Annotated in this window: 17 protein-coding genes and 1 tRNA gene; 13 read left to right on the top strand and 5 right to left on the bottom strand. The window is 65.2% G+C overall.

Annotated features, from left to right (window positions below):
- Positions 1-11: 11 nt before the first annotated feature.
- The gene (locus JO236_RS13125; protein WP_293330577.1) at positions 12-896 is read right to left on the bottom strand and encodes an STAS domain-containing protein; all 885 of its coding nucleotides are present in this window, start codon (positions 894-896) and stop codon (positions 12-14) included.
- A 182-nt stretch (positions 897-1,078) separates the two neighbouring features.
- On the opposite strand from JO236_RS13125, the gene JO236_RS13120 reads away from it, so the two are divergent.
- From JO236_RS13120 to JO236_RS13090, 7 genes are all read left to right on the top strand, one after another.
- Complete coding sequence (locus JO236_RS13120) at positions 1,079-1,447, top strand: STAS domain-containing protein (RefSeq protein WP_293330574.1); 369 nt, start codon at positions 1,079-1,081, stop codon at positions 1,445-1,447.
- A 137-nt stretch (positions 1,448-1,584) separates the two neighbouring features.
- Entirely contained in the window at positions 1,585-2,232 is a 648-nt protein-coding gene (locus tag JO236_RS13115) for a YwqG family protein (RefSeq protein WP_293330571.1), read from the top strand.
- Between the two features lie 57 nt (positions 2,233-2,289).
- On the top strand, positions 2,290-2,781 hold the full coding sequence (locus JO236_RS13110; RefSeq protein ID WP_293330568.1) for a DUF6328 family protein: 492 nt from the start codon (positions 2,290-2,292) through the stop codon (positions 2,779-2,781).
- A gap of 63 nt (positions 2,782-2,844) precedes the next feature.
- Entirely contained in the window at positions 2,845-3,561 is a 717-nt protein-coding gene (locus JO236_RS13105) for a glycosyltransferase (protein ID WP_293330719.1), read from the top strand.
- A gap of 2 nt (positions 3,562-3,563) precedes the next feature.
- Complete coding sequence (locus JO236_RS13100; protein WP_293330565.1) at positions 3,564-4,511, top strand: acyl-CoA dehydrogenase; 948 nt, start codon at positions 3,564-3,566, stop codon at positions 4,509-4,511.
- Positions 4,512-4,545: 34 nt separating this feature from the next.
- The gene (locus JO236_RS13095) at positions 4,546-5,286 is read left to right on the top strand and encodes a PIG-L deacetylase family protein (RefSeq protein ID WP_293330562.1); all 741 of its coding nucleotides are present in this window, start codon (positions 4,546-4,548) and stop codon (positions 5,284-5,286) included.
- Entirely contained in the window at positions 5,283-5,909 is a 627-nt protein-coding gene (locus tag JO236_RS13090; RefSeq protein WP_293330559.1) for an SAM-dependent methyltransferase, read from the top strand. The genes JO236_RS13095 and JO236_RS13090 overlap by 4 nt, the downstream gene beginning before the upstream one ends.
- 1 nt (position 5,910) lies before the next feature.
- Here JO236_RS13090 and JO236_RS13085 read toward each other — a convergent pair whose 3' ends face one another.
- On the bottom strand, positions 5,911-6,606 hold the full coding sequence (locus JO236_RS13085) for an HAD family hydrolase (protein WP_293330556.1): 696 nt from the start codon (positions 6,604-6,606) through the stop codon (positions 5,911-5,913).
- A gap of 142 nt (positions 6,607-6,748) precedes the next feature.
- On the opposite strand from JO236_RS13085, the gene JO236_RS13080 reads away from it, so the two are divergent.
- From JO236_RS13080 to JO236_RS13055, 6 genes are all read left to right on the top strand, one after another.
- The gene (locus JO236_RS13080) at positions 6,749-7,000 is read left to right on the top strand and encodes a hypothetical protein (protein WP_293330553.1); all 252 of its coding nucleotides are present in this window, start codon (positions 6,749-6,751) and stop codon (positions 6,998-7,000) included.
- 139 nt (positions 7,001-7,139) lie between these two features.
- A complete protein-coding gene (locus JO236_RS13075) occupies positions 7,140-7,442 on the top strand; it encodes a DUF4193 domain-containing protein (RefSeq protein ID WP_293330550.1) in 303 nt (100 codons plus the stop codon).
- Positions 7,443-7,528: 86 nt separating this feature from the next.
- Positions 7,529-7,903, top strand: coding sequence for a thiol-disulfide oxidoreductase DCC family protein (locus JO236_RS13070; RefSeq protein ID WP_293330547.1), 375 nt, complete (start codon positions 7,529-7,531; stop codon positions 7,901-7,903).
- Between the two features lie 215 nt (positions 7,904-8,118).
- Positions 8,119-8,274: a hypothetical protein gene (locus JO236_RS13065; protein ID WP_293330544.1), complete on the top strand. Its 156-nt coding sequence runs from the start codon at positions 8,119-8,121 to the stop codon at positions 8,272-8,274.
- A 416-nt stretch (positions 8,275-8,690) separates the two neighbouring features.
- Positions 8,691-9,305 (top strand): TetR/AcrR family transcriptional regulator, encoded by a 615-nt coding sequence (locus JO236_RS13060; protein WP_293330541.1) that lies wholly within the window; start codon positions 8,691-8,693, stop codon positions 9,303-9,305.
- Positions 9,302-10,126 (top strand): hypothetical protein, encoded by an 825-nt coding sequence (locus JO236_RS13055; RefSeq protein WP_293330538.1) that lies wholly within the window; start codon positions 9,302-9,304, stop codon positions 10,124-10,126. Before JO236_RS13060 ends, JO236_RS13055 begins: the two co-directional genes overlap by 4 nt.
- Before the next feature lie 76 nt (positions 10,127-10,202).
- Here the strand turns inward: JO236_RS13055 and JO236_RS13050 are convergent.
- The 3 genes from JO236_RS13050 to JO236_RS13040 form a co-directional block, all read right to left on the bottom strand.
- A tRNA-Pro gene (locus tag JO236_RS13050) sits at positions 10,203-10,276 on the bottom strand.
- Positions 10,277-10,328: 52 nt separating this feature from the next.
- Positions 10,329-11,435: a PLP-dependent cysteine synthase family protein gene (locus JO236_RS13045; protein ID WP_293330535.1), complete on the bottom strand. Its 1,107-nt coding sequence runs from the start codon at positions 11,433-11,435 to the stop codon at positions 10,329-10,331.
- Positions 11,432-12,391 (bottom strand): metallophosphoesterase, encoded by a 960-nt coding sequence (locus JO236_RS13040; protein WP_293330532.1) that lies wholly within the window; start codon positions 12,389-12,391, stop codon positions 11,432-11,434. Before JO236_RS13040 ends, JO236_RS13045 begins: the two co-directional genes overlap by 4 nt.
- Positions 12,392-12,418: the final 27 nt, after the last annotated feature.

The following is a 12,418-nucleotide window of genomic DNA, read 5'->3' as shown; positions in this document are numbered from 1 at the left end:
GTGCTTGCCGGCTACTCGCCGGTACGGGTGACTTCGTAGCCCAGCAGCCGCTCGGCTTCCTCGATGCCGCCCTGTAGGTCGCCGACCGCGTTCATCTTCGACAGGTCCAGCCCGATCGTCACCAGCGTCAGCGCGATTTCCGAGGACAGGCCGGTGATGATCACGCTGGCACCCATCAACCCCGACGCGTCTACGGTCTGCACCAGGTGGTTGGCCACGGTGGAGTCGATGGTGGGGACACCGGTGATGTCGATGACCACCACTTTTGCGCGGTTGGCCCGAATGGCGCGCAGCAGCTGCTCGGTAACCTGCCGGGCGCGTTGACTGTCGAGTACGCCGATGATCGGCAGAATCAGCAACTGCTCGCGAACCTGCAGCACTGGCGTCGACAGCTCGCGGATCGCCTCCTGCTGCTGGCGGATAATGCGCTCGCGCTCCTGCACGAAGCTCACACCCACGGTGTTGGCGATCCGGTTGGCCGCCGGCTCGTAGGCGTCCAGCACGCGGGTGAGCATCTCGAAATCAGTCTGGTATTTCTCGAACAGCGAGCGCGCCAGCACGTCGCGCAGCAGCAACACAATGCCGAGGACCTCGTCGGTCTCCACGCCCCGCGGAATGATGCGTTCGGACAGATCGCGCGCGTAGTCCTGCAGCGCCTCGACGCTTCCGGTTTCGAGCACCTCGACGTAGTTGTCGTAGACGGCGGTCGCCTCGGAGAAGATCTCCTCGGGCGTCATCGCGGTGAGCAGCTCCGCCTCGGTGATCCTGCGCGCCCACTCCTCACGCAGACCGGTTCGGTTCTGCCGCAGGTGTTGGACCAGCTGGGGCAGCAAACCTTCGCTAACCGTTTGGACGGCGGCGTTGGTGCTGGCGAACTCCGATGACGAATCTGACATCTGTCCTCCAAGCCCTCACAAGTGCGCCCCGAGTGCGCGTCGTGCTCCGCAGGACGCAGTTCCTATTGGGGAGACTAGCCTGGCACCGGTCGTGCGGGGTGTTGAGGGCATATCTTGTCCATGCTTCGCAAGCGCAGGTTAGGCTTGCACCACGTGTGAACACCCGGACATAAGGACCGCCCTTGTCAGCTCCCGATTCGATCACCACCTTGGTTGCAGACCACGATGGGGTCGCCGTCGTCAGTGTCAGCGGCGAAATTGATCTGGTCACCGCTCCGGCTCTGGAGCAAGCGATCGGCGCAGTGGTTGCCGAAGGTCCGTCGGCGCTGGTCGTCGACCTCTCCGCGGTGGACTTCCTCGGCTCGGTCGGGCTCAAGATTCTGGCCGCGACCTACGAGAAGCTCGGCAGCTCCGCGGAGTTCGGAGTGGTGGCACGCGGCCCCGCGACCAGGCGGCCAATTCACCTCACTGGCTTGGACAAGACCTTCCCGCTCTACCCGACGCTGGACGACGCATTGACGGGCGTGCGCGACGGCAAGCTGAACCGCTGAGCACTGCGCCGCATCGAGGCTGCTCCGGTCGTTGAGCCCCGAAGGCGTTTTCTGACAAGACGTTCCGCCGGGCATTCCTCTACCGTCTCATTCGTGCGCTATAACAGGATTCGCAACCGCGGGGAGGCGCGCCGGTGATGTTGCTGGAGCGGACTTCAATCGAACTCGAGCTGACTCACCGGCTGCCCAGTGATCCCTGGGGATCAAAGGTCGGTGGCACGCCGTACCTTGTTCAGCCGCAAGACCATCCGCTCGATCGGTTCGGCAAACCACTGGCGTTCATCGCGCAGCTGAACTTCAGCGAACTCCCCAACCTTTTGGGTTTCCCCGGCCAAGGTTTGCTTCAGTTCTTCATTACCGCCGGATTAGACGACGATTGTGTGGTGATCTATCACCCCACGGTCACCACCAACTGGACCCCGAAACGCGCCACCCCCGGGCGCTCGTCGCCTCCGGCGCTGCGGCGCAGACCGGGATTCAGCCCGCTGGTGTATCCGGACTCGGAGTTTGGTCTCGTCGGCCGGCTCATGAGCCGACGCCCCCAAGAAGGCGAGCATGAGGGCATCCGCGGCCATCGAGTGGGAGGCTACCCGAACTTCAACCAGGACGGCAGCCTGCCCGACGGACACGTTCTGCTGTTCCAGCTGGATTCGGACCCCCATGAACCAGAGTCCGATTGGCGCATCATCTGGGGTGACCTCGGCACCGGCCGGTTCTCGATCGCGCCCGACGAACTCTTGGCATGCGACTTCTCCGCGGTCCATTACGAATGGGACTGTTGCTGATTCGGGGTCGGGGCAGAAACGAAGCAACCCGGTGGCGCCGTGGGATGATCTAGCGCCATGGACGTCGATCATCCCGAAGACGACCAGCAGTGGGATTCCCGCGAGCGCGGCGAAACGGAACTCGAACGGCTGGATCGCAATTGGAACAACCTGCTGCAGGAGCTCCGGGTGGTGCAGACGGGTGTGCAGCTGCTCACCGGGTTTTTGCTGACGCTGCCATTTCAGCAGCGCTTCGATGTGCTCAGCCAACACATGCGCCACGTGTACCTGGCTACGGTGGGGTTTTCGGTTGCTGCGACCGTGTTTTTGATCTCGCCGGTAGCTATGCACAGGCTGCTGTTCCGGCGACATCGCCTGCAGCAGCTGGTGTCGGCGGCGCACCGCTGCACCTACGCGGGGTTGGCGCTATTAGGCGGCGCACTGACCGGGGTGACGGTCATTGTCTTTGCCGCGGTGTCGGGGCGTAACGCGGGTTTTATCGCCGGGGGGTGCGCGTTGACGCTGTTCACGGCGTTCTGGTTAGTCGTTCCGCTGAGGCTGCGCGGTTAGCAACGGGCCACCCGGTTTAGGCCGGCGAGGATTGAATTGGTGGCAAACGGGCATCACTGGGGTATGTCAGCCGCGGCGCAGAGGTACGACTGGGCCGCTGTCGTGATCCCCGCTCACAACGAACACCTCAGTTTGCCGGCGTGCCTGCGCGCACTGCTCGCCGCCGCCGTGTGCGCGCCTATCCCCGTCACCGTCGTGGTGGTGTTGGACGCCAGCCGGGACGGCAGCACGAGATTGGCCGGGCAGTACGGGGACGATGTGCACTTCGTTACGGTCGATGCCCGCAACGTCGGCGCGGCGCGGGCGGCGGGTTTCCGATATGCGCGCTCGCTCCGCGCACAAGACCCCCAGCACATCAGAGCCTGGTACGCCTGCACGGACGCCGACAGCCAGGTGGACCCCGACTGGTTGACCCGGCAGCTGAACAGCAACGCTGATGTGGTGCTGGGAGTGGTGCGTGTCGCCGACTGGCGCCACCATCCCGTCGACGTCATCGAACGCTACGAGGAGGCTTATCAGCAAGGCGTGGACGACGGACACGACCACATTCACGGCGCCAACATGGGTTTCAGCTCTCAGGCCTACTGGCGGGTGGGCGGCTTTCGCGCACTGCCCTCCGGCGAGGATGTCGACCTGGTAAAGCGGTTTCGGGTCGCCGGTTATCGCATCGATCGGGACGCGGAGCTCTCGGTCAGCACCTCGTCGCGCACCCGCGCCAGGGCGCCGCGCGGGTTTGCCGAACACCTGGATCAATTGGCTGCGTCGGAGGCGGGTGATTAAGTATGACGGCCGGTCTGGTACAGCACTGGCTCGAGTCAGGGCGCCTGGAATTGCCCCTGCCGGCCTCCGGACGCACGGCCGAACGCTGGCAGCAACTGGCGCTGCTGGCCGAGGACGACATCGTGGCAGCCCGGATCGCCGAAGCTCATGTCGACGCCGTCGCGATCCTCGACGAGTTGGGCGGCAAGCCCCCGGAGCCCGGTCAGCTCTGGGGCGTCTGGGCGGCTGAGTCGTCCGACGCGGTGGTAACCGCGAGCCAGCTCCCAGGTGGAGCGTTCGCCCTGTCCGGCACCAAGGTGTGGTGCTCGGGAGCCGGCTTCTGCAGCAACGCTCTGGTGTCCGGCCGGCTCGACGACGGGAGTCGGGGTCTGTTCGCGGTGACGGTCACCGGCCCGGCCGTCAAGCCGTTGCCAAGTACGTGGTGGAACGCGGGGATGGCGGGCAGCGACACCCGGACTGTGCAGTTCAGCAACGCGCACGCGGTTCCCGTCGGCGATCCCGGCGACTATCTGAATCGGCCCGGTTTCTGGCATGGGGCCATCGGCGTGGCGGCCTGTTGGCTCGGCGGCGCCCGTAGGGTCGCCGATCCGCTGTATCGCTGCGCCAACAGCGAATCGGCCGATGCGTATTCGCTGGCGCACCTGGGCGCCGTCGACGCCGCGATTGCCGCGGGGGACGCGATCCTGGCGGCCGCGGCGGCCGAAATCGATGCCGATCCGTTCGACCGGAGCAGGACCGCCGAACTGCTGGCACGGCGTGCCCGCGCGGTGGTCGAACATGCGGTTGACGAGGCCATCACTCGCACCGGCCGCGCGCTCGGTCCAGGCCCGCTGTGTCAGGACGGGCGGCACGCCCAACGCGTCGCCGACTTGAGCATCTACATCCGGCAGAGCCACGCCGAGCGGGATCTCGCCGAACTCGGGCGGCTCGCCGGAGCGTCGGCACACTGAAACGACCTGAGCCACGGCGCCTGAACCAACGGCAATGAGCAACGTCTTGAGCAACAGCGCCCGATTCGCCGCCATGCCGCTGAGCGGCGGCGGAACCCCGGCTCGCGTTTGGCTGGGCGCGCCCGCCCTGCCGCGGCTGGACCTGACCGCCTGCCCGGCCCTGGTCGTCGTGGCACCGCACCCCGACGACGAGACGCTGGGCCTGGGAGCCACCATCGCTCAACTCGTCGCGTCCGGTGTCGCGGTCAAGGTGGTCTGCGTCAGCGACGGGGGCGCGGCCGGTGCGTCGGCGTCCGGCCTGGTGGCCGCGAGGCGTCGTGAGTTGCTCGGCGCGACAAAGGCTTTGGGTATTGCTCCGCCGACGTTCCTCGGTCTGCCGGACGGTCAACTGGCCGACCACGAGGACGAGCTCATCGAGTCACTGGCAGCGATTCTCGACTGCGAGGCGCCCGGTACCTGGTGTGCCGCAACCTGGCGGGGTGACGGGCATCCCGACCACGAGGCCGTCGGCCGGGCCGCGGCCCACGCCTGCGTCCGCACCGGCATTGCCCTCGTGGAATATCCGGTCTGGATGTGGCACTGGGCGACGCCCGCCGATCCGGCGGTCCCGTGGGAAAGGGCGTACTCGGTGCCGGTGGCCGACTGGGCGCGTGAACGCAAACACCATGCCGCACAAGGCTTTCGCAGCCAGCTCGACGGAGATTCCGAAGGGCCGGTGCTGCCGCAGTTCGTGCTCCGGCGCCTGCTGGCGGTCGGAGAGGTGGTGTTTCGGTGACCGCGCGCCTGCCCGACGCCTACTTCGAGCGGATGTATGCCGCTGCCGCCGACCCTTGGCAGCTGTCGTCGCGCTGGTATGAGCAGCGCAAGTACTCGATCACGCTGGCCCTATTGCCGAATCGCCGTTACCGGCATGCGTTCGAGCCGGGCTGTTCCATCGGGATGCTGACGGCGTTGTTGGCCCAGCGCTGCGATCGAGTGACGGCGGTGGACGTGGCCGACGCGGCGCTGCGCACAGCCGACATTCGACTGCGGGAAGCCGGATGCCGCGACCGGGTGCACCTGGCGCGGTTGTCGCTGGACGGGGCTTGGCCGGCCGACCCATTCGACCTGGTCGTGCTCAGCGAGGTCGCCTATTACTGCCAAGCCGAGGCATTGGCGGCGGTGTTGCGACGAGAGTGCTCCCGACTGCGGGCGGAAACTACCGTCGTGGCAGCGCACTGGCGCCACGCCGTCGCCGACTACCCGCTGACCGGCGACCAGGCCAACAACGTCATCGCGAGCACACCCGGGCTGGCGTCGCTGGGCAGCTACCGAGACGACGATGTCGTGATCGAGGTGTTCACTACCGGCGACGGTCGTTCGGTTGCGGTCCGCGAGCAGGTGCCCGGCGCCCGCTGACTCAACGCTTGCGGACCAGCGTCGCGATCGGCGAGGACGCCAGCCGCTCCAGCAAGTCCTGTGGGTTGTCGAAAATCGGCGATGCACCAGCCTCCTCCAGTTCCGCGCGACCGATGCCGCCGCTCAACATTCCGATGCACGGCACCCCCGTGCGCCAAGCGGCCTTGGCATCCCAGACGGCGTCGCCGACGAACACGGCGTGCTCGGCGCTCACGCCCACCCGGTCGAGCGCGACCTGCACGATGCCCGGCTCGGGTTTGGCGGTATCGACGTCACGCGACGACGTCGTCTCCGTGATGACGTCGTCGCAGGCCAGCACTTTGCGCAGCACGGCGAGTTCATCCTCGGGCGCCGAACTGGCCAGCACCACCTGAAGTCCCAGATCGGCGACGTGGCGCAGCAGGGCGCGCGCGCCGGGCAGCGGAGCCAACAGCGGAATCGACTCTTTGTAGTGGCGGCTGTGCGCGTCGCTCAGCCGTTCCAGCAGGTCGTCCCCCGCCTCATTGCCGGAGCGGCCGGTTAGCTCGCGCACCAGCCTGGACCCGTCCATCCCGATATGCCGGTGGACACGCCAGGCCTCGACCGGTATGCCCTCGCCTTCGAAGGCGCGCAGCCACGCGTGCACGTGCAAATAGTTGGAGTCGACCAGGGTTCCGTCCACGTCGAACAGGATGGCGGCCGCGTCGGTGGTCTTCACTCGCCACGGGATACCCAAACCCCCGGCTACCAACCCGGCGGTTGCGGAACTTCGTTCTGATCCCAAACGTTTGCCAGATACGTGACGGGGTATCGCAAAGAGAATCGGTCACGTCGGTAGACCTCATAGGGGGTGACCCAAGATGAAGACCGGTTCAGCGCATGTGAACCGTATTCCATACGGCGACAAAGTAAATGGTGGCGACGAGGGTGTCAGCATCCCCGGCGTAGTAGCTGCCCTGGCGTGGGCGGTGGCCTTGGTGGCGGGTCTGTTAGCGCTGGCAGCCGGGCGATTTCTGCTGGGGACCGCCGCCTTGACGTTCGCGGTATCAGCGCCGTGGTTCGGCCTGGCTTTGGTCTCACGCGCTCGTGAGCGCTCGACCCACCCACATTAGCTTCTGGTACAAAGCCGCTCTCATGTCGAATTTGCTTGAGCTGACCAGGTGTGGCCGCTGCTCGAACGGGGTAATGCCAGAGCCAACGGGTGAGACTACAGAGGCGTGTTAGCCCGGTCTTCGGCAGGAAGGAATGCCCATGTCGATCGTGAGCGATTACGATGCACGTCGCGTGGCGGACGCCGACGCTGAGGTTGGATCGGGTCTGCGTGAGCTGGCAACCGCGCTGCCCAGCACTTCCACAGCGGTCGTTGATGAGGATCCCAATGACGTGCCCTTTTTTGAGCTGCCGGGCGCGGATCTATCCGGCGAAGAGCTGTCGGTGCAGGTCATTCCCAAGCGAGCCGACGAATTCACTTGCTCTAGCTGTTTTTTGGTGCAGCACCGCAGCCGTTTGCGCAGCACTAGCGGTGGACGCCAAATCTGCGCCGACTGCGTGTAATCGCGCGGTCGCCGCAGGCATCCGCTCCCGTTTGGGTGAAGCGGAAGCGGGTGCCGGCCTCTCGCTTACCAAGGCAGAATGGGTACATGGACGGCGTTTTGGCTTTTGATGGCCGATGTGGGATGTGCACGCGCGCCTGCAACCGATTGGCCTCGTGGAATCGGACGGGGCGACTGCGTATCGAACCGATGCAGGCTCCCGGGATGGCTGAGCGGCTCGGAGTTCCCGCCGATCGGTTGACGGATTCTGCCTGGTGGCTCGATTCCTCGGGGGCGGTCTTCGCCGGGGCGAAGGCAATGAACGCCGCGCTCTCGGCCGCGCTGGGTACGCCACTGCCGCTACGGATCTACCGGTTGACCAGCGCGATACAAAACCCGATCTACCGCTGGGTGGCGGCGCATCGGCATCGCTTCCGTGGCGTGACCCCACTATGCGAGGCCGAGCCCACTCGATGCGCATAGCGTCTCGCGCTGATCCAGATTCGGAATCCGTGGGAGGGTGCGGGCAGGCGATCGCCGCTCTCGCGCTTTCGGCCATTTGGGGCACCGTGTTTTTTGCGCTGTTGCACGGGCACCGCGTCTAGGCGGTGATCTCGTTTACCCGATTAAAGAAGGACGAAGCGGGTACATTAGCTTGGATCGGTTAATTTGACAGCGTTCAACAGAAGGGGCGCGCCGTGATAGTGCTGGGCATCATTCTCTTAGTGGTCGGGTATGTCACCAACCTGGGGATCCTTTACACCATCGGTGGCATCCTGCTGGTCATCGGTGTGATCCTGTGGATCCTCGGAGCTGTCGGGCGGCCGGTCGCTGGGCGCAAAGTCTGGTTCTAACGCCATCGCTCCATCGACCCTGAACTTGCCGAGGAATCTATTCCGGGCACGATCTTCGGGAACGATGGATTGACGTTGGTAGCGGCAGGCGCGTAAAGCCCGCCTGCGGTTACTAGCCTTTGATGGCTGCCGTTATTTACTGCTGGTGCAAGGCTGGCGCCGCGCCATTCTTGGCACCGTTCTTAGCATTTTTCTTTGCCGATGCTCGTTCGCCGGCGAAAGGGCCGTGGAACGCACGGGGCGGAGCTGGATTTCGTCGAGCGAGTGCCAACGCTTGGCTGCACAAGGCCGGCCCCAAACGGCCCGACGACGGCGCCCACCGCCTCCGCTAGCTCCAATAGCTGCCATGGCGCCACCCGTGCTTATTGACGACCGTCATTGACGAGTGTCAGCGACTTCGCGTACCGTGTGGCTCTATGCAGTCTGTGGCTGAAACGCCAGCCGGAGGCGTCCGGGAGGCGCGGCGACTCGAAACGCGGGCGCGCTTGTTTGGCGCCGCCTTGGGTGAGATTTCGCGGCGCGGGTTGGCTGGCGCGGATGTCAGCGCCATCGCCGCTACGGCTGGCGTGGTGCGAGGAACGTTTTACTTTCACTTCCCGACAAAAGAACACGTCCTGGTCGAGTTGGAACGAAGAGAAGAGTCCAGGATCGTCGCCGAACTCAGTGGCGCCCTCGACGGCGCCGGCGACTTGGCGTCGGTGCTTATAGCACTGGTGCATCACGTTCTCGCCGCCGAACGCCGTTTGGGTCCCGTCGTCTTCCGAGACATGTTGGGACTGCACTTCTCGTCAACGCGACCCCTCGAAGACGAAGTGGCGCAGCATCCGTTGGCGCAGTTTCTGTCCAGCGCGATCACCGACGAACAACATGCAGGACGGGTCCCCGTGGAAGCTGACGCGGTTGAACTCGGAGTGTTCTTCTTGACCGGATTGTTCGCGCTGCTTGCCACCGGCGTTCAAGATTCCGCGACTGCGGATGCCGTACTAAGTCGTTATGTGACAACGATTGTCAAAGGAATGGAGACACGATGAAAACGACAGGGCTTGACGGCTACCGCGACTTTCTGCGCAGGCGTGACGGAGAGGCCGACCTGCTCAATCGACGCTTGCAGAATCGCGAACAGTTCTTCAGCGACCTGGAGACCAATCCAGTCCGTTCGATCCATCCTGCCGACCGTTCCACGTTTCTTCGAAACCTGCGCCGCCGCAAACCCGAAACCGGCTCGGACAGCAAGATGTTGTTCCTACTGGCTACTGCCAAATTGAACCAGGCCGAGCGTTTCGGAGTCGGGCTCGGCGAAACCTACGGAATGAACAGTGACGAGGAGGTGCCGCCCGAACGGGTTTACATCGAACTCGAAGAGCACTACCACACAAGACTTCTCGCATACGTGTTGGACGTTTTCGACTTGACATTCCAAGTGGTGCCCCCGGCGTTCGTCATGCGCCAGTTCGTCAAAACCAGTGTGTTCATGCCCGAGCGGCTCGGGATCATGTTCGTCGGTGCGGCAGAGATGGCCGGGTGCGTGATATTCGACGAACTGCGCCGCGCCGGGTTGGAACTCTTCGCCGACGAGCCGGAAGTCTGCCAACGGATCGGGCGCCTCTACAGCGAGATACTCACCGACGAGATAGGCCACGTCGGGTATTGCGCCTCCCGATGCACCGCCGCTGAACGGGCAATTATGCGTCGGCTCTACCCGCTACTCGGGCGTGTGTTTGCTCGTCAGACCGCTGAGATCAGTCTTCTCCTCGATCCCGCGAAGCTTCGCGCCCGCCTCGCCCGCCCCTTCGACGTCGAGGACCTCACCTCCGGCTTAGACAACGAAACCTATCTCGTCACCCATCCATGACGTGATCGCTACTACGAACCGAGGATATTGATTCGCCTCTTTGGCGGGAACCGTTGCGAAGTCCTTGATCGATCAGTCGGGGTGGCGGGATTCGAACCCACGGCCTCTTCGTCCCGAACGAAGCGCGCTACCAAGCTGCGCCACACCCCGCTTGAAGCGACGACAGCCTATCGCACCGGCACGCCGCCAAGCCAAACGCGCACTACCCCCAACGACAGGAACGTTCGAATTCGGCCAGCACCTCGGTCTGGCAGGTCAGGTCGAGGCCCTGGGCGGCGACCCAGCCGTCGGAAAAGTAGGTGTCGGCGTAGCGGTCGCCGCTATCGGCAAGCAGGGTGACCACCGAGCCGCTGCGGCCCGCGGCAGCCATTTCGGCAAGCAAGCCGAAGGCTCCGCAGACGTTGGTACCCGTCGACGGCCCCACGCGGCGGCCCAGCACGGCGCTGACGTGGCGGGCGGCGGCCACCGAGGCGGCGTCGGGAACCGAGACCATGCGGTCGACTACGCCTGGCAAAAAGGACGGCTCGACCCGTGGCCGGCCGATGCCCTCGATACGGGACGACGCGGGAATGACGACGTCGTAACGATGTTCGGCGTAGGCGGGAAAGAACGCGGAGTTTTCCGGGTCGACAACGCACAGCCGTGTCGCGTGGCGTCGGTAACGGATGTAGCGGCCGATCGTCGCGCTGGTGCCGCCGGTGCCCGCGCCGACCACGATCCAGTCCGGGATGGGATGCTGCTCCTCGCGCATTTGCAGGAAGATCGACTCGGCGATGTTGTTGTTGCCGCGCCAGTCGGTGGCGCGCTCCGCATTGGTGAACTGGTCGAGGTAGTGCCCGCCGGTCTCGCGCGCGACGCGCTCGGCCTCGGCGTAGACCTCGCTGGACTTATCAACGAAATGGCAACGGCCACCTTGTGATTCGATTAGTGCGACCTTTGCGGCACTGGTAGTCGCGGGCACCACCGCGACGAACGGCAGACCCAGCAGCGCCGCGAAGTAGGCCTCCGATATCGCGGTGGAGCCCGAGGACGCCTCGACAACCGTGGTACCTTCGCCGATCCACCCGTTGCACAGTGCATACAGAAACAACGAGCGGGCCAACCGGTGTTTGAGGCTGCCGGTGATGTGGGTCGTCTCGTCTTTGAGGTAGAGCGCAACTTGGACGTCAAGCCCCTGCCACGACGGCAGTGGGTAGCGCAGCAGGTGGGTGTCGGCGCTGCGACGGGTGTCGGCCTCGATCAGCCGGATCGCGTTGTCGGTCCAGGTTCGGGACAGGCTGCGGACCGCGGTGCGGGTCCGCTCGTTCAACGCATCGACGCTGTTGGCTGCGAACGGCCGAGGTTTCTGCTGGAGTCCCGCCCGCCCATCGGGCTGGCAATCAGTGTCAGCAGGGTTGCCTCGGGCCGGCAACAGAACCGCACCGGCGCAAACGGTGAGGTGCCTATCCCGGCGGAGACATGCAACCGCATATTGGCGCCCCACTGGGACGGTCCCTTGGCGCGGGAACGGTCCAGGCCGCAGTTCGTGACCAGCGCCCCGTAAAACGGCAGGCAGAGCTGGCCACCGTGGGTGTGGCCGGCCATCACCAGTTGGTAGCCGTCGGCGGCGAAGCGGTCCAATACCCGCGGTTCCGGCGAGTGCGTCAAGCCCAACCGGAGATTCGCGACCGGGGTGGCCGGCCCCGCGATCGTGTCGTAGCGGTCCCGGTCGATGTGCGGGTCGTCCACGCCGGCAGCGGCGATGTGCAGTCCCGCGACCTCGAACTCCCGGCGGGTATGGGTCAGGTCGAGCCAGCCGCGCTCAGTGAACGCTGCACGCAGGTCCTGCCATGGCAGCGGCTCTCCCCGGACGCGGTGTTCGGGGTTGGTCAGATAGTTCATGGGGTTCTTCAGGCGCGGCCCGAAATAGTCGTTGCTGCCGAAGACGAACACTCCTGGCCGCGAAAGCAGGTCCCCCAGGGTTTGGACGACGGCGGGGACCGCCTTGGGGTGTGCCAGGTTGTCGCCGGTGTTGACCACCAGGTCGGGCTCCCAGCTGCTCAACTCGCGCAGCCAGGCCTGCTTCCGACGCTGGTTGGGCAGCATGTGGAGATCGCTGATATGCAAGACCCGCAGCGGCGTGGAGCCCGGAGTCAAGACGGGCAGCGTCAGCTCACGCAGGACGAACGCGTTGCGTTCGACAAGCGCGGCGTAGCCGATCCCGGCGACGGCCGAACCCAGCGCCGCGGCGCTGGTGCGTATCAGGGCGGGCACAACTTCAGCCATGCACGCAGCCTACTGCCGTAGGGGGCC

Source organism: Mycobacterium sp. (genome assembly GCF_019247635.1).
In the GTDB taxonomy this organism is placed as follows: Bacteria; Actinomycetota; Actinomycetes; order Mycobacteriales; family Mycobacteriaceae; genus Mycobacterium.
This window is presented reverse-complemented; position numbering and strand designations above follow the sequence as displayed.